At 58.8% G+C, this 14,877-nt stretch carries 11 protein-coding genes and 8 tRNA genes; 18 read left to right on the top strand and 1 reads right to left on the bottom strand.

Going from position 1 to position 14,877, the window contains the following annotated elements:
• Window positions 1-8: 8 nt before the first annotated feature.
• Window positions 9-1,025 (top strand): cell division protein ZipA, encoded by a 1,017-nt coding sequence (zipA, locus tag EKH79_RS05510; protein WP_126672765.1) that lies wholly within the window; start codon window positions 9-11, stop codon window positions 1,023-1,025.
• 62 nt (window positions 1,026-1,087) lie between these two features.
• Here the strand turns inward: zipA and EKH79_RS05505 are convergent, their stop codons facing one another.
• The gene (locus EKH79_RS05505) at window positions 1,088-1,669 is read right to left on the bottom strand and encodes an FMN-dependent NADH-azoreductase (RefSeq protein ID WP_126672764.1); all 582 of its coding nucleotides are present in this window, start codon (window positions 1,667-1,669) and stop codon (window positions 1,088-1,090) included.
• A 114-nt stretch (window positions 1,670-1,783) separates the two neighbouring features.
• Here EKH79_RS05505 and EKH79_RS05500 point away from each other — a divergent pair, with 114 nt between their 5' ends.
• The 17 genes from EKH79_RS05500 to EKH79_RS05420 all read left to right on the top strand — a co-directional run bounded on the left by EKH79_RS05500 (window position 1,784) and on the right by EKH79_RS05420 (window position 14,800).
• On the top strand, window positions 1,784-2,773 hold the full coding sequence (locus EKH79_RS05500) for a LysR substrate-binding domain-containing protein (protein ID WP_126672763.1): 990 nt from the start codon (window positions 1,784-1,786) through the stop codon (window positions 2,771-2,773).
• Window positions 2,774-2,817: 44 nt separating this feature from the next.
• Entirely contained in the window at window positions 2,818-3,963 is a 1,146-nt protein-coding gene (locus EKH79_RS05495) for a pyridoxal phosphate-dependent aminotransferase (RefSeq protein WP_126672762.1), read from the top strand.
• Entirely contained in the window at window positions 3,951-4,754 is an 804-nt protein-coding gene (locus EKH79_RS05490) for an amidohydrolase (protein WP_126672761.1), read from the top strand. The genes EKH79_RS05495 and EKH79_RS05490 overlap by 13 nt, the downstream gene beginning before the upstream one ends.
• Window positions 4,755-4,930: 176 nt before the next feature.
• Window positions 4,931-5,007 (top strand) — tRNA-Arg (locus EKH79_RS05485).
• A 172-nt stretch (window positions 5,008-5,179) separates the two neighbouring features.
• Window positions 5,180-5,256 (top strand) — tRNA-Pro (locus EKH79_RS05480).
• A 22-nt stretch (window positions 5,257-5,278) separates the two neighbouring features.
• Window positions 5,279-5,355, top strand: a tRNA-Arg gene (locus EKH79_RS05475).
• Window positions 5,356-5,369: 14 nt separating this feature from the next.
• Window positions 5,370-5,446 (top strand) — tRNA-His (locus tag EKH79_RS05470).
• A gap of 16 nt (window positions 5,447-5,462) precedes the next feature.
• Window positions 5,463-5,538, top strand: a tRNA-Lys gene (locus EKH79_RS05465).
• Window positions 5,539-5,762: 224 nt separating this feature from the next.
• Window positions 5,763-5,848, top strand: a tRNA-Leu gene (locus EKH79_RS05460).
• Window positions 5,849-5,932: 84 nt separating this feature from the next.
• The gene (tig, locus tag EKH79_RS05455) at window positions 5,933-7,225 is read left to right on the top strand and encodes a trigger factor (RefSeq protein WP_126672760.1); all 1,293 of its coding nucleotides are present in this window, start codon (window positions 5,933-5,935) and stop codon (window positions 7,223-7,225) included.
• A 76-nt stretch (window positions 7,226-7,301) separates the two neighbouring features.
• The gene (gene clpP, locus EKH79_RS05450) at window positions 7,302-7,931 is read left to right on the top strand and encodes an ATP-dependent Clp endopeptidase proteolytic subunit ClpP (protein ID WP_126672759.1); all 630 of its coding nucleotides are present in this window, start codon (window positions 7,302-7,304) and stop codon (window positions 7,929-7,931) included.
• Between the two features lie 109 nt (window positions 7,932-8,040).
• On the top strand, window positions 8,041-9,342 hold the full coding sequence (clpX, locus tag EKH79_RS05445; RefSeq protein ID WP_126672758.1) for an ATP-dependent Clp protease ATP-binding subunit ClpX: 1,302 nt from the start codon (window positions 8,041-8,043) through the stop codon (window positions 9,340-9,342).
• A 169-nt stretch (window positions 9,343-9,511) separates the two neighbouring features.
• On the top strand, window positions 9,512-12,022 hold the full coding sequence (lon, locus tag EKH79_RS05440; RefSeq protein WP_126672757.1) for an endopeptidase La: 2,511 nt from the start codon (window positions 9,512-9,514) through the stop codon (window positions 12,020-12,022).
• Between the two features lie 331 nt (window positions 12,023-12,353).
• Window positions 12,354-12,626 carry an HU family DNA-binding protein gene (locus tag EKH79_RS05435; RefSeq protein ID WP_126672756.1) on the top strand — a complete coding sequence of 91 codons (273 nt, stop codon included), beginning with the start codon at window positions 12,354-12,356 and terminating at the stop codon, window positions 12,624-12,626.
• A gap of 18 nt (window positions 12,627-12,644) precedes the next feature.
• Window positions 12,645-12,719, top strand: a tRNA-Val gene (locus EKH79_RS05430).
• Between the two features lie 7 nt (window positions 12,720-12,726).
• Window positions 12,727-12,803: transfer RNA gene (locus EKH79_RS05425), tRNA-Asp, on the top strand.
• Window positions 12,804-12,889: 86 nt separating this feature from the next.
• Window positions 12,890-14,800, top strand: coding sequence for a SurA N-terminal domain-containing protein (locus EKH79_RS05420; RefSeq protein ID WP_126672755.1), 1,911 nt, complete (start codon window positions 12,890-12,892; stop codon window positions 14,798-14,800).
• Window positions 14,801-14,877 lie beyond the last annotated feature (77 nt).

Genomic DNA, 14,877 nt, shown 5'->3' with positions numbered 1-14,877 from the left:
CTGACATCATGTTGCTAGGTTCTGCGTTGGCTCTTGAATGGAATCCGTGGATTGGCATTCCGCTGGCTGTCGTCGGCGTAATCGTGCTGATTCTTGTCTGGCTGTTCGGCGAGCCGAAGAGAGAGCAGGGCAAGCGGCGCCTGGCGCCCGAGACGGTAAGCGGCGAGCGACGCGATCCGACATTTGGTGAAACTGCCGCCGACGACGGCGATGCATTCGACGACGCGCACGGCGAGCGCATCGGCCCGCACTTTTCCGCGACGGAGCCCGAGCAAGGCGAGCTGGACATGGGGCTGCGCACGGAGCTCGAGAAGCTCAACGCGACGCTGGCCGACGATCGTCACCATGCGTTGCAGATGCCAAAAGTCAGCAGCACGGCCGCATCCATTATCGAGACCTTGCGCGCACCCTCTCAGCCGGAGGCGCAGTCGAAAACCGAGCGCCGTTACGCACCTACGGAACCCATGAATCCGCCACCGCCGCCGGAGGAGCCGGTTTTCGCACCGGCACCCGCAGCTCCCGCGCCAGCGCCGCGTATTCCGCAGCGCTCCGATCTCGGCAAGCGGCCGCCGCAAATGCCGGTGGAGCGCATCGTCAGCTTGTTCGTCATCGCGCGCGACGGTCATCCGTTCAACGGCGCAGATCTCATCGTCGCTGCCGAGAAAGCGGGTCTGGAATACGGCGATATGGGCATCTACCACCGTCTGGTGGATGGCAAGCGCGAACTGGGTCCGATCTTCAGCGTGGCCAATATGGTCAAGCCTGGCAGTTTCGATCTCACACGACTCGATGCGCTAAACACGCCGGGTCTGAGTTTCTTCATGGCCTTGCCAGGCCCCGTCACCGCGTTGGATGCGTGGGACACCATGCTGCCGACGGCGCAACGCATCGCCGAGTTGCTCGACGGCCAGGTGCTTGATGAAGAGCGCAATGCACTGGGACGCCAGCGCATCGCGCACATTCGCGACGAATTGCGCGGCTGGGATCGCGAACACGACGGCGGCGAGATTCGCTTCGGCCGCTAAGCGCAAAAAAGGAGCGTCCAAGCGGGACGCTCCTGAAATTACTTCTTACGGCGATGGTTGGATCAGGCGGCTTTGCTGGTCAGCGTGCCGATCGTGTTGTGAGCCGCTGCGATCGCGTTGGTCTTGTGCTCGGCGCTGACGTTCACGCCTTCGGCACGGACAAACTGCAAATCGGTGATGCCGAGAAATCCAAAGACAGCGCGCAGATACGCTTCCTGGAAATCCAGGCCGGCTGCGGGACCGCTGCTGTAGATGCCGCCGCGGCTGGAAGCAACGATGACGCGCTTACCACCGGCCAAGCCCTTCGGGCCGGCTTCGGTGTAGCTGAACGTCTTGCCGGCGACGGAAATACGGTCGATCCATGCCTTGAGCTGGCTGGGAATCGAGAAGTTGTACATCGGGGCGCCGATGACAATCACGTCCGCGGCAAGGAATTCGTCCATCACTTCGTTGCCGAGCTGGGCGGCTTCGCTCTGAGCGTCGACGACCGGCGTCCAATGCGGCAGCGGGTTGCTGCTGACGTCGCGGTAGGTAACGTCCAGGGCAGGGTGTTCCTGGCGGAGCTTGTTCACGGCGGCGGCGGTCAATTGGCGCGAGACGGAGTGCTGGCCAAGCGAGCTTGCATCAATATGAAGTAGTTTCATGGTGATATCTCAGGTTCCAGTCGGGCAGACCGACGATGGAGTAAGCATAGAATTCGGACAAACGAACGATAAGACAGGTAAAATTGAACTTATCGTTCTATACGGGAAACGAAGATGACCGCCTTACCAGGTGCCATGCAGGACCTGAACGACCTGTACTTCTTCGCAGCCGTGGTTGAACACGGCGGCTTTTCTGCCGCGGGGCGTGCTTTGGGTGTGCCCAAGTCCCGTCTCAGCAAGCGCATTGCCCAATTGGAGGAACGCCTGGGCGTGCGGCTGCTGCAGCGGACGACGCGCCGTTTTGTCGTGACCGAGGTAGGCGAGCGCTTCTACGGCCATTGCCGAGCCGTGCTCGAGGAAGCACAGGCGGCGCAGGATGCCGTGGAAGAACTGCGTGCCGAGCCACGTGGCGTGGTGCGGCTCAGTTGCCCGGTGTCCCTTGCGCAGACGGTGCTGTCGCACATACTCCCCGACTTCATGCAGCTGTACCCGAAGGTGCAGGTGCGTGTGCTTTCGAACAATCGGCGTGTCGATCTCATCAACGAAGGTTTCGACCTTGCCATACGTGTGCGATCCAAGCTCGACACCGACGCGAACATGGTCGTGCGCAGTTTCAGTCAGTCGCGCATCTTGGTCGTGGCGAGCCCCGCCATACTGAAAACGCATGGTTATCCCAAGCATCCCGATGATTTGTCGCGACTTCCCGCACTAACCATGCAAGAGCACGAAGGCGCGCAAGTGTGGGAGCTGATCGATTCAAAAGGCGAGCGGGTCAATGTCGAAGTCAGCGCCCGCCTGATCACCGGCGATTTCGCGATTCTTCTGGAGGCGGCGCGGCGTGGCGTTGGCGTGACGTTACTGCCGGAATTCGTGTGTGCACCGGCCATCACGCGCGGTGAACTGGAAGTGTTGCTTCCCGATTGGAGCGCGCCGCTAGGCATGGCGCATTTCGTGTATCCCAGCCGCCGCGGCATGTTGCCTGGCGTACGTGCACTGGTGGATTTTCTCGCCGAGCGCCTGCCCGAAGCGACGGCCTCCATCCATCAGCAATGCATGAAACGCCCGCTCGATGTTTGGGAAGTACCGGTTCAGCCCAAGCAGTAAGACATGCTAGTCTCCCACTCATTTAGACATCCATACGGCCGCTCATGACTATCGAAACAAAGCTTCCGAAAGTAGGCACCACGATCTTCAGCGTGATGAGCCAGCTGGCCGTGCAGCACAAAGCGGTCAATCTTGGCCAGGGTTTTCCGGATTTTGAACCGCCGCAAGCGCTGCGCGATGCCGTCACGCGTGCAATGGCGGATGGCCTGAATCAGTATGCGCCGGGCATCGGCACGGCGGCGCTGCGTGAGCAGATTGCCAGCAAGACCGAGCGGCTTTATGGCCATAAGGTTAGTGCGGATAGCGATATCACGGTTACCTCTGGCGCGACCGAAGCGCTGTTCGCCGCCATTGCCGCGGTTGTGCGCGCGGGCGATGAAGTCATCGTGTTCGATCCGGCGTACGACTCTTACGAGCCAGCGATTGAATTGCAGGGTGCGCGTGCGGTGCATATTCCGCTCACGGTCCCGACGTTTTCGATCGACTGGCAGCGCGTGCGCGATGCGATCACGCCGAAGACGCGCATGATCCTGATCAACAGTCCGCACAATCCTTCCGGTGCGGTGTTGTCGGCGGCCGATCTGGACGAGCTTGCGTCGATTATTCGCGACACGCCGATCGTGGTGCTCTCAGACGAAGTGTATGAGCACATCGTGTATGACGGTGCTGCGCATGAAAGCGTGCTTCGCCATCCGGAACTTGCTGCGCGCAGCATCGTGGTTTCCAGCTTCGGCAAGACGTATCACTGCACGGGCTGGAAGGTCGGTTATGCGGTGGCGCCGGCCAAATTGTCGGCCGAATTTCGCAAGGTGCATCAGTACCTGACGTTTTGCACTTTCCATCCGGCACAGGTCGCATTTGCCGAATTTCTTGCCAGCTCGCCGGAGCATTACCTGGAACTGCCCGCGTTCTACCAGGTCAAGCGCGATCGGTTCCGCAAACTTCTGGCACCGTCGCGATTGAAATTGCTCGACGTGCCGGGCGGCTATTTCCAGCTGGTCGACTACTCCGCGATTCGCGATGAAGATGACGTTGCCTTCTGCGAGTGGCTGGTGAAAGAAGGGGGCGTGGCAGCGATTCCCTTGACGCCTTTCTATGAAAAGGCGCCAGGTACGCGTTTGGTGCGTCTGTGCTTCGCCAAGAGCGATGCCACGATGGAGGCCGCAGCGGAGCGTCTATGCAAGCTTTGAATGTTTCGCTCGTGCAAGGCGCGACGCGCTGGCACGATGCGCCGGCCAATCGCGAGTACTACGGCTCGCTCGTTCGACGCGTAGCGGGGCAGAGCGATCTGATCGTGTTGCCGGAAACGTTTCTGTCCGGCTTCAGCAACGACACGCGCGCAAGTGCAGAAGGGATGAATGGTGAAGGCGTTGCATGGATGCGTGCGCTGGCCACCGAAGTAAACGCTGTGGTCACCGGCAGTCTTGCGATTCGCGAAGGCGACACGGTTTTCAACCGGCTGATCTGGGCGCGTCCGGATGGGACGTTCGAGCAGTACGACAAACGTCATCTGTTTCGCATGGCCGGCGAACACACGCGTTACGGCGGTGGCGCAGAACGTTTGATCGTCGAACTGAAAGGCTGGCGCATTCTTCCGCAAGTCTGTTACGACCTGCGCTTTCCGGTGTGGTTGCGCAATCGCAGATTGGAATCGGCGACAGGCGGCATGGATTACGACTTGTCGTTTTTCGTCGCCAACTGGCCTGCGCCGCGGCGACAACCGTGGCGTACGCTCCTGCGTGCACGCGCTATTGAAAATCTTTCCTACGTGATCGGCGTGAATCGTGTCGGTGTGGATGGTAATGATCTGCCTTACGCAGGCGACAGCGCGGTAATCGATCCGGTGGGAGAGTCGTTGATCGAGCTCGGTACGCAAGAGCAGGTGGCGACAGTGACGATTGATCCTGCGCCTTTGTTGGCGCATCGCGAACGTTTCCCTGCCTGGATGGATGCGGATAATTTTTCGCTTGATCTGACGTGACGCCAGGCGATGCGTTTGCTGCGGAAAATGGACGTCCAGCGAACCGGATATGAACGAGTCGTTTCAAAAAACTTCACAAAGAGTATTGACGACTGCGACCAGTACCTGAATAATTCCGCTTCTTGCTTCGGCGCCTCCGTCTTCCGGGTTCAGGCGGCCGCAATCAGGTAAACCACGCGCCCGTAGCTCAGCTGGATAGAGTACCAGGCTACGAACTTGGTGGTCGGGAGTTCGAATCTCTCCGGGCGCACCATTTTTTCGCAAGCACGATGTCGCACTAGTCGTGTAGGCAAAGCAAGCAGAAGATCGCTTGCAAAGCCGGACAAAAGTTTGAGGTCCGGTGTGTTCGATACGGATTGACGGGGTAGAGTGACCCCCGTAGCATTTCAAGGCTTCGGTGTGCGAAAGCGACCGGGTTTCGAAATCGGGGTATAGCTCAGCCTGGTAGAGCGCCAGCTTTGGGAGCTGGATGTCGTGGGTTCGAATCCCTCTGCCCCGACCAGCAGGTGTTCTGCTTAAGTCAAGCGCCTGTAGCTCAACCGGATAGAGCATCGGCCTTCTAAGCCGACGGTTGCAGGTTCGATTCCTGTCGGGCGCGCCAGATTTGTGGTTACGGTGGGCGTAGCTCAGTTGGTTAGAGTACCGGATTGTGATTCCGGTTGTCGTGGGTTCGAGTCCCATCGTCCACCCCAAATTCAAGCAGTTACTGGGCCGTTAGCTCAGCTGGTAGAGCAGTTGACTCTTAATCAATTGGTCGTAGGTTCGATCCCTACACGGCCCACCAGCTACCGAAGGACCCGCAGCGATGCGGGTCCTTTTTCTTTGTGCGGCAAAACCCTGTACGCAGGCCGGTTTTGGCGCTTGTGCTGGTCTGTCGCACAACCGTAAAATGGCTGGCTTGGCACAAGGTAATCATCGACTTAGGGTCGCAGCCCCGCAGTTTCCTGGCGATTCCGGATATTCCGGTAAAAATCGTTGAGAATCTGCAGTTTGCAATCAATAGCCGATGCGAAAGTGGCGGAATTGGTAGACGCACTGGATTTAGGTTCCAGCGGGTAACCCCCGTAAGGGTTCGAGTCCCTTCTTTCGCACCATTGGACCTTGAGTTTGATTTGGCTGGTGGCCGGGGGCCGCCGCGGCGCTGTCACGGGCCACTACAGGTATTTCCAGGAGACGTCATGCAGTTTTCGGTTGAAAACGTCGGCAAGCTGGAGCGCAAGCTCACGGTCAAGTTCCCGGCAGAACGGTTTGAGTCGCAGGTGAGCCAGCGCATCGCCGAAATGAGCCGCACAGTGCGCCTGAAGGGCTTCCGCCCGGGTAAGGTGCCGGCCACTGTCATCCAGCAGCGCTTTGGCGCGCAGGTGCGTGGCGAAGTGCTCTCGGATCTGATCGGCAGCACGCTGCGCGAAGCGTTCGAGAAGGAAAACCTGCGCCCCGTCGCCAATCCGGCGATCGACACCACCGGCAAACCGGAAAACGGCGAAATCGCCTACACGGCGACGTTCGAAGTGATGCCGGAATTCCCGGAGATCGACGTTGCCTCGCTAGAAATCAGCCGCCCGACCGCTGAAGTCACCGACGCCGATATCGAAAAGATGATCGAAACGTTGCGCCAGCAGCGCCGCAGCTTCGACGAAGTGGACCGCCCGTCCGCGGAAGGCGACTTCGTGATGTTCGAATACTCTGCCGTGGCAGGCGACTACCGCTTCCCGAACGAAGGTCTGGAGCGCGCCGGTAGCGTCATTGGTTCGGGCACGCTGTTCAAGGCGCTCGACTCCGCACTGACCGGCCACAAGGCCGGCGAAGAATTCGAAAGCGACGTCGAATTTCCGGCCGATTTCCGCAACGAACAGCTTGCTGGCAAGACCGCGAAGGTCAGCTTCAAGATCGTCAAGGTGCAGCAGGCAAATCTGCCGGAAGTCGATGCAGCATTCATCGAGCTGTTTGGTATCACCGACGGCGACGTCGCGACCTTCCGTAAGGAAGTGCGCTCCAATCTTGAGCGTGAACTGAAGGCGGCGCTGATGGGTCGCCTGAAGTCGCAGGTTGCCGAGAAGCTCGCTACCGCGCACAGCGAACTGGAAGTGCCCAACCTGATGGTGCAGTCCGAGGCGCGCAGCTTGGCCACGGGCAGCGTGCCGCGCGGTCAACAGCCGCCGCAACAGCTCGTTGATGCAGCCATGCCTGCCGCGCGCATGCGCGTCATCGCGGGTCTGTTGATGGGTGAAATCGCCCGCAAGCAGGAACTCAAACTCGATCGTTCGCGTTTGGCCGAGCAGCTCGCCGCGATTGCGTCGACCTACGAGGAGCCGGAGAAGGTCATTGAACTCTACAACGGCGATCCCCAATTGATGTCTGGGCTGCAGAATCGCGTCATGGAAGATCAGGTAGCAGAGTGGGTGGCCGAACACGCCAACACCACCGCGCAGAACCTGAGCTTTGACGAAGTGATGCGTCCCGTTAGTGCCTGAACCCGATGATTCGATCAGGCCCGATATATAGTCTGACCTGATCGTACGAATCGTCTTTCAGTCCCCACACGCGGAGATGGCCATGGACCCGATCCACAACCTCAATCTGGTGCCGATCGTTGTCGAGCAGACTGCTCGCGGCGAACGCTCGTACGACATCTACTCGCGCCTGTTGAAGGAGCGCGTGATCTTCCTCGTCGGTGAAGTCAACGATCAGGTCGCCAATCTGCTGGTCGCGCAGATGCTGTTCCTTGAATCGGAAAACCCCGAGAAAGACATCCATCTGTACATCAACAGCCCCGGCGGTGTGGTTACCGCAGGTCTGGCGATCTACGACACGATGCAGTTCATCAAGCCCGACGTCAGCACCATGTGCATCGGTCAGGCTTGCAGCGCCGCCTCGCTGCTGCTGATGGCTGGCGCCAAGGGCAAGCGCTACTCGCTGCCGAACTCGCGCGTGATGATCCATCAGCCGTCGGGCGGTGCCCGCGGGCAGGCGACCGACATCGAAATCCAGGCCCAGGAGATCCTTTATCTCCGCCGCCGCCTGAACGACATTTACGTTCAGCATACGGGGCAGCCCTTGGACAAGATCGAGCGGGATATGGAGCGCGACCGCTTCATGAGCGCGGAATCCGCCAAGGAGTACGGTCTGATCGACTCCGTTCTGGACCGCCGAGCCGTCGAAACCGTTAAGTCGGCCTGATTTCCGCCGATCTAAGCTTTAGGCACATAGGGTCCCGCGTCCGGGTGCGGACTCGGGACCCTGTGCTATTCTCGACCCGTACCCGGTTTTTCTCAGCAGGATCAAACGAATGAGCGACGAGCGGCAGGGCCGTTCCAACGACAGCGGCAAGATTCTTTACTGCTCCTTCTGCGGCAAGAGCCAGCACGAAGTGCGCAAGCTGATCGCGGGTCCGTCCGTGTTCATCTGCGACGAGTGCGTGGAGCTGTGCAACGACATTATCCGTGAGGAGCTTGAGGAGAAGGCCGCCTCCGGGCGCAGCCAGCTGCCCAAGCCCAAGGAAATCATGGAGACCCTCGACCAGTACGTGGTCGGACAGACGCGCGCCAAGAAAGCGCTCGCCGTAGCGGTCTACAACCATTACAAGCGGATGGAGTCGCGCCAGCGCGCCGACGATATCGAGCTGGGCAAATCCAACATCCTTCTGATCGGTCCGACCGGTTCGGGCAAAACGCTGCTTGCCGAAACGCTGGCGCGCTTGCTCAACGTGCCGTTCACGATCGCCGACGCCACCACGCTGACCGAAGCCGGTTACGTCGGTGAGGACGTCGAAAACATTATCCAAAAGCTGTTGCAGAAGTGCGACTACGACGTCGAGAAAGCGCAGTCGGGCATCGTCTACATCGACGAGATCGACAAGATCTCTCGCAAGAGCGAAAACCCGTCGATCACGCGCGACGTTTCCGGTGAAGGCGTGCAGCAGGCGCTGCTCAAACTCATCGAAGGCACACTCGCTTCGGTGCCGCCGCAAGGTGGCCGCAAACATCCGCAGCAGGAATTCCTGCAGGTCGACACCAAGAACATCCTGTTCATTTGCGGTGGTGCGTTCGCGGGTCTGGAGAAAGTGATTCAGCAGCGTTCCGAAACGACGGGCATCGGTTTCTCTGCCGAAGTTCGTTCGAAGGAACGCACCGAAAATCTGGGTAAGGTTTTGGCGGAAGTCGAGCCATCCGACCTCGTGCGTTTCGGTCTGATTCCGGAGTTTGTCGGTCGCTTGCCCGTTGTGGCGACGCTCGATGAACTCGACGAACCAGCGCTGGTGAAGATTCTCACCGAGCCACGCAACGCGGTGACGAAGCAGTTCCGCAAGTTGTTCGAGATGGAAGGCGTTGAACTGGAGTTCCGTCCAGAGGCGCTGCAGGCCGTTGCTCGCAAGGCGCTAAAGCGCAAGACGGGCGCGCGTGGTCTGCGTACCATTCTCGAGCAGGTGCTGCTCGACACGATGTACGAGCTGCCCTCGCTGGAACACGTGAGCAAGGTTGTGGTGGACGAGGCAGTGATCGAAGGTCAGGCAGAACCGTACCTCATCTATCGTGGAAACTTGCAGCAGCAGGCGCGTATCGGTAGCGAAAGCGGCGACGCCGCAGCGTAAGCGTTACAACATCCGCTTATGACGGCCCCGACGGCTTTCGTCGGGGCCGTTTGTTTTTCGTTGCTAGGCCAGCACTTGAGTGCTCGTCACATTGCCTCCACTTGACGTGTAAGTGCCCACGGCGCAGTGTCTGGGCTGTCCATATCTTTTTCGCGAGAGATTTCCTGCGATGGCAAAAAGTGCCGCAATTTCCGCCACCACTGGAGCGCTTCTAGACGCGCTGCCGGTACTCCCGCTACGCGACGTTGTCGTGTATCCGCACATGGTGATTCCGCTGTTCGTCGGGCGTGACAAATCCATGCGCGCGCTTGAGCGTGCGATGGAAGGCGAACGGCAAATACTGCTGGTCGCGCAAAAGAGTCCGGATATCGACGATCCCGCGATCAAGGATCTACACGAAATCGGCACGCTCGCCGGCGTGTTGCAATTGTTGAAACTGCCTGACGGCACCGTGAAGGTGCTCGTTGAAGGTCAGTCGCGCGTAGCGATCGAGGAATATAACGACGATGCGGGCATGCTGACGGCGCGCTCGCGTGTCATTGAGCCCGTTTACAACGTCAAGGAACGCGAGCTCGATGTGGTTTCGCGCACGCTCGTGTCGCTGTTCGAGCAACTGGTGAAGCAAAGCCGCAAGTTGCCGCCGGAAGTGCTGGCCACCTTGTCGGGTATCGATGATCCGTCGCGTCTCGCCGATTCGATCGCTGCACACCTCACGGTGCGTATGTCCGACAAACAGAAAGTACTCGAGACCGCCGACGTTGCTCAGCGTCTTGAATTGCTGATCGGCCTCGTCGATGGCGAGATCGATTTGCAGCAGGTGGAAAAGCGCATCCGCGGCCGTGTGAAGTCGCAGATGGAAAAGAGCCAGCGCGAGTACTACCTCAACGAACAGATGAAGGCCATCCAGAAGGAACTCGGCGAAAGCGAGGATGGCCCGAACGAAATCGAAGAGCTGCAGAAGAAGATCGAAGAAGCCGGCATGCCCAAGCCCGTGTTGGCGAAGGCGCGTCAGGAGTTCGGCAAGCTCAAGCAGATGTCGCCCATGTCGGCCGAAGCAACGGTGGTGCGCAACTACCTTGACTGGCTGATCGGCGTGCCGTGGAAAAAGCGCAGCAAGGTGCGCAAGGATCTCGCGCTCGCGCAGGAAGTGCTCGATGCCGATCACTTCGGCTTGGAGAAGGTCAAGGAACGCATCCTTGAATACCTCGCTGTGCAGCAGCGCGTGAACACGATGAAGGGCCCGATCCTGTGCCTGGTCGGTCCTCCGGGCGTGGGTAAAACTTCGCTAGGTCAATCCATCGCCAAAGCGACCAACCGCAAATTCGTCCGCATGAGTCTGGGCGGTGTACGCGATGAAGCGGAAATCCGCGGTCATCGTCGTACTTATATCGGTTCGATGCCGGGCCGCATCGTTCAGAACATGAACAAAGTCGGCTCGAAGAATCCGCTGTTTGTGCTCGATGAAATCGACAAGATGTCGATGGACTTCCGCGGCGATCCGTCGTCCGCATTGCTCGAGGTGCTTGATCCGGAGCAGAACCACGCCTTCAACGATCACTATCTGGAAGTCGATCTCGATCTTTCCGAAGTGATGTGGGTGGCCACGGCGAATTCGCTCAACATTCCCGGTCCGTTGCTGGATCGTATGGAAGTCATTCGCATCCCCGGTTACACCGAGGATGAGAAGCTGGGCATTGCGCAGCGATATCTGCTGCCCAAGCAGGTCAAGGCGAATGGTCTGAAGCCGGAAGAAATTTCAATCGACGAGGAAGCCGTGCGCGACATCGTGCGCTATTACACGCGCGAATCCGGTGTACGTAATCTCGAGCGCGAAATTTCCAAGATCTGCCGCAAGGTCGTGAAAGAGCTGACGCTCAATCAGGTAAAAAAGAAGGGCAAAGAAGCCGAGCAAGTTCAGACCAAGAAGGCGAGTGCAAAAGCCGCCGCTGCGAAGAAGGTCGTCAAGGTCAATTCGGAGAATCTGGATCACTACCTTGGCGTGCGCCGTTTCGACTTCGGCCGCAAGGAGCAACAGAACGAAATCGGTCTGGTTACGGGCTTGGCGTGGACGCAGGTCGGTGGCGATCTGCTCAGCATCGAAGCGTCGATCGTCCCGGGCAAGGGGCGTCAGATACTCACCGGTCAGCTTGGCGACGTCATGAAAGAGTCGATTCAAGCGGCGATTTCGGTGGTTCGCTCGCGCGCAGCCCAGTTGGGTATCGATCCGGATTTCCATGAGAAATTCGATCTGCACATCCACGTGCCGGAAGGTGCGACACCGAAAGACGGTCCCAGCGCAGGCATTGCCATGTGCACGGCGCTCGTGTCGGCGTTGACCAAAGTTCCGGTTCGTTCGGAAGTGGCGATGACAGGCGAAATTACGTTGCGTGGTCGCGTACTGCCGATCGGTGGATTGAAAGAAAAGTTGCTCGCTGCGCATCGTGGTGGCATCACCACCGTGATCATTCCGGATGAAAACCGGAAGGATCTGGCCGACATTCCTGAGAACATCACTGGCTCGCTGGATATCCATCCGGTTCGCTGGATCGATGAAGTGCTCGGCATTGCGCTGGAGCGTCCATTGCTGCCGTTGCCGCCGAAGGAGGAGTCGGACAAGGCCGCTGCGTCCGATGCCGCGGCACACGAAGACGGTGCCGAGGCACCCTCGCGTACGCACTAAGCAAGCGCGTTCTCGTCGGATCTGCGATAGGCGACACGGTTACCGTGTCGCCTGTTTCACGCTGCGTAATATCGTTGCCAAACAACGATGATCAGATGTGTGCTCGCGCATTACATGCGTCGCCCTGAATCCCCGCAAAGCGTTGGTACAACTTGTATTGCGGACCCTGGGGGGCGCTGGTATAAAGGCTCACCGCCATCCGGGCTTTCCTCAGAAAGCACAACGATGCGGGGTTGCGAGGCAACGCCTTTCAAGAATCCATCGATCCTTTCCTGCGTTGTCCCGTCCCACCTACCACGCGGGCCGAATACCTGTTTAAGGGAGTAACTCAATGAATAAAACCGATCTGATCAATGCCGTCGCCGAACATGCCGAACTGACCAAGGCCGATGCTGGCCGCGCGCTCGAAGCTTTCTTCGAAACCGTTCAGAAGGCTCTGAAGAACGGTGACGACGTCTCGGTCGTCGGCTTTGGTACCTTCACCGTGCGCAGCCGTGCAGCCCGTACGGGTCGCAACCCCCGTACCAACGAAGAAATCAAGATCGCGGCCTCCAAGGTCCCGGCATTCAAGGCTGGCAAGACGCTTAAGGACGCCCTAAACTAAGCGGCCCGCTAGTTCTTGGGGTGCTTAGCTCAGCGGTAGAGCGTCGCCCTTACAAGGCGAGGGTCGTAGGTTCGATCCCTACAGCACCCACCAGAAATGTGGAGCGGTAGTTCAGTCGGTTAGAATGCTGGCCTGTCACGCCGGAGGTCGCGGGTTCGAGTCCCGTCCGCTCCGCCACTTCTGCAAGGGCGCCTCCGAGGCGCCCTTGTGTTATTCAGATTTTGTGTTTTCAACGCAGTTAACCCGATAGCGGAAAAAGTCTCATGCTGCAGTCACTACGCGACAAAATGCACGGATGGCCAGCGATTGTTGTGCTGGGTATTGCGGTGTTTGCGATGTCGTTCTTCGGCATCGAGAACTATTTTGTTTCTCGCACGGATACCTTTGTCGCAAAGGTCGGCAAGACTGAAGTCAGCCAACAGCAATATCAGGATGCGATGAATCGCATTCGTCAGCAGCAGCGTGCGCAGCTCGGCGACAAGTTCGATCCGACCGTTTTCGACAAGCCTGAATTCAAGGACAAACTCGTCGATCAGATGATCGGTCAGCAACTCCTGTTGCAGGCGAACGACGATCTGGGCATGCGCGTATCGGACGAATCGCTGCGCGAAACAATTGCGGCGACGCCCGCGTTCCAGGTCGACGGCAAGTTCAATGGCGATATGTACCGCGCACAGCTTGCCGCTGCCGGCATGACACCGGATATGTATCAGGACAGCGTGCGCAACTCGCTGCAAAGCACGTTGCTGCCCGATGCCATCAGCGGTAGCACAATCGTTACCAACGCTGATATCGACCGTTACATGCAGCTGCAATTGCAGCGCCGGAATATTCGCTATTTCGTGTTGCCACGTCCGACGCCGGCCGATAGCCAGGTCACGGACGCGCAGGTCCAGGATTACTACAAAGCGCATCAAGCGGATTACATGAATCCGGAACAGGTGTCACTGAAATACATCGAAGTGAATGCGGCAGACCTCAAGCCGGATACGCAAGCGCCGAGCGACGATGAGCTGAAGAAGCGTTACCAGGACGAAATCACGCGTTTCGGCATGCCCGAAGAACGCGAGGTGTCGCATATCCTGATCAACGTGCCAAAGAACGCCACGCCTGCGCAGCAGAAGGCGGCGTTGGACAAGGCAAACAAGATCGCCGCGGAAGCGACGCCTGACAACTTTGCAAAACTCGCCCAGCAAGACTCGGAAGACCTTGGTTCGAAGCTGCAGGGCGGCGACCTGGGCTGGTTGCAGAAAGGCGTCACCAATGCCGCGTTCGAATCGGCCATGTTCTCACTGCAGAAAGGACAGATTTCCAAACCTGTGCTTTCGGATGAGGGCTATCACATCATCTACCTGCGCGAGGTTCACAGCGGCCAGACCAAGCCGTTCGAGCAGGTTCGCGATCAGCTGATCAAGGAAGCCACCGCTTCGGATCATGATCGTCTGTACAACGACACCGCCGGCAAGATGACCGACCTGACGTCGCAAAATCCGGGCTCGCTCGATCCGGCCGCGCAAGCGTTGAACTTGCAGGTCAAGGAGACGCCGCTGTTTGGCCATGATGGCGGGCAGGGCATTGCCGCCAATCCGAAGGTCATTGCCGCAGCGTTCTCCAACGATGTTCTGACGTCGGGCAACAATTCCACCCTTATCGACCTGAGCAAGACCGATTCGGTGGTGGTGCGCGCCGACAAGCACGTTCCCGCGACGCCGAAGGCGATTGTCGAAGTGCATGATGCGATCGTGCAGAAGATTCTCGATCAACGCATTGCCGATGCCGCTCATGAGAAGGCCGATGTGCTGGTTAGCCGCCTGAGCAAGGGCGAAGACATGGCGACGGTCGCCACTGCCGAGCATGCTGATCTGAAGACGGCGAATGACATCCAGCGCGTTCAACAGGATCTGCCGCAGGAAATCCTCACGCAGGCGTTCGTGACGCCGCATCCGGCTGCCGATGGCAAACCGCAATATGCCGATGTGGCGTTGGGTAAGGGCAATTACGCAGTGCTGGCGGTGGACAAGGTGCAGCCGGGCGATCTATCCAAGTTCCCCGAAGAAGAGCGCCAGATGCTATATCGCCAGATGATGCAGGCCTACGGTGGCGTGGAAACGCAGGGCTTCATCGACATGCTGAAGGCGAAGACGAAGATCGAAATCGCCAAAGACCGCATGTAACGCTTTGTCATGCCGATCTGTCGGCATGTCATACGTTGAACAAAAAAAGGGCGACTCCATCGGAGCCGCCCTTTTTG

Origin of the sequence: Dyella dinghuensis, assembly GCF_003977615.1 — a bacterium.
GTDB classification, from domain to species: domain Bacteria; phylum Pseudomonadota; class Gammaproteobacteria; order Xanthomonadales; family Rhodanobacteraceae; genus Dyella_B; species Dyella_B dinghuensis.
Note: the sequence above shows the minus strand (reverse complement) of the source record. Positions and strands in the feature narration are given on the sequence as shown.

Excerpts from the sequence above, each read along its gene's own strand:
- EKH79_RS05495 (WP_126672762.1), top strand. The coding sequence starts at position 2,818 with ATGACTATCGAAACAAAGCTTCCGAAAGTAGGCACCACGATCTTCAGC.
- lon (WP_126672757.1), top strand. The coding sequence starts at position 9,512 with ATGGCAAAAAGTGCCGCAATTTCCGCCACCACTGGAGCGCTTCTAGAC.
- EKH79_RS05435 (WP_126672756.1), top strand. The coding sequence starts at position 12,354 with ATGAATAAAACCGATCTGATCAATGCCGTCGCCGAACATGCCGAACTG.
- EKH79_RS05505 (WP_126672764.1), bottom strand. The coding sequence starts at position 1,669 with ATGAAACTACTTCATATTGATGCAAGCTCGCTTGGCCAGCACTCCGTC.
- zipA (WP_126672765.1), top strand. The coding sequence starts at position 9 with ATGTTGCTAGGTTCTGCGTTGGCTCTTGAATGGAATCCGTGGATTGGC.
- tig (WP_126672760.1), top strand. The coding sequence starts at position 5,933 with ATGCAGTTTTCGGTTGAAAACGTCGGCAAGCTGGAGCGCAAGCTCACG.
- EKH79_RS05490 (WP_126672761.1), top strand. The coding sequence starts at position 3,951 with ATGCAAGCTTTGAATGTTTCGCTCGTGCAAGGCGCGACGCGCTGGCAC.
- EKH79_RS05420 (WP_126672755.1), top strand. The coding sequence starts at position 12,890 with ATGCTGCAGTCACTACGCGACAAAATGCACGGATGGCCAGCGATTGTT.
- clpP (WP_126672759.1), top strand. The coding sequence starts at position 7,302 with ATGGCCATGGACCCGATCCACAACCTCAATCTGGTGCCGATCGTTGTC.
- EKH79_RS05500 (WP_126672763.1), top strand. The coding sequence starts at position 1,784 with ATGACCGCCTTACCAGGTGCCATGCAGGACCTGAACGACCTGTACTTC.
- clpX (WP_126672758.1), top strand. The coding sequence starts at position 8,041 with ATGAGCGACGAGCGGCAGGGCCGTTCCAACGACAGCGGCAAGATTCTT.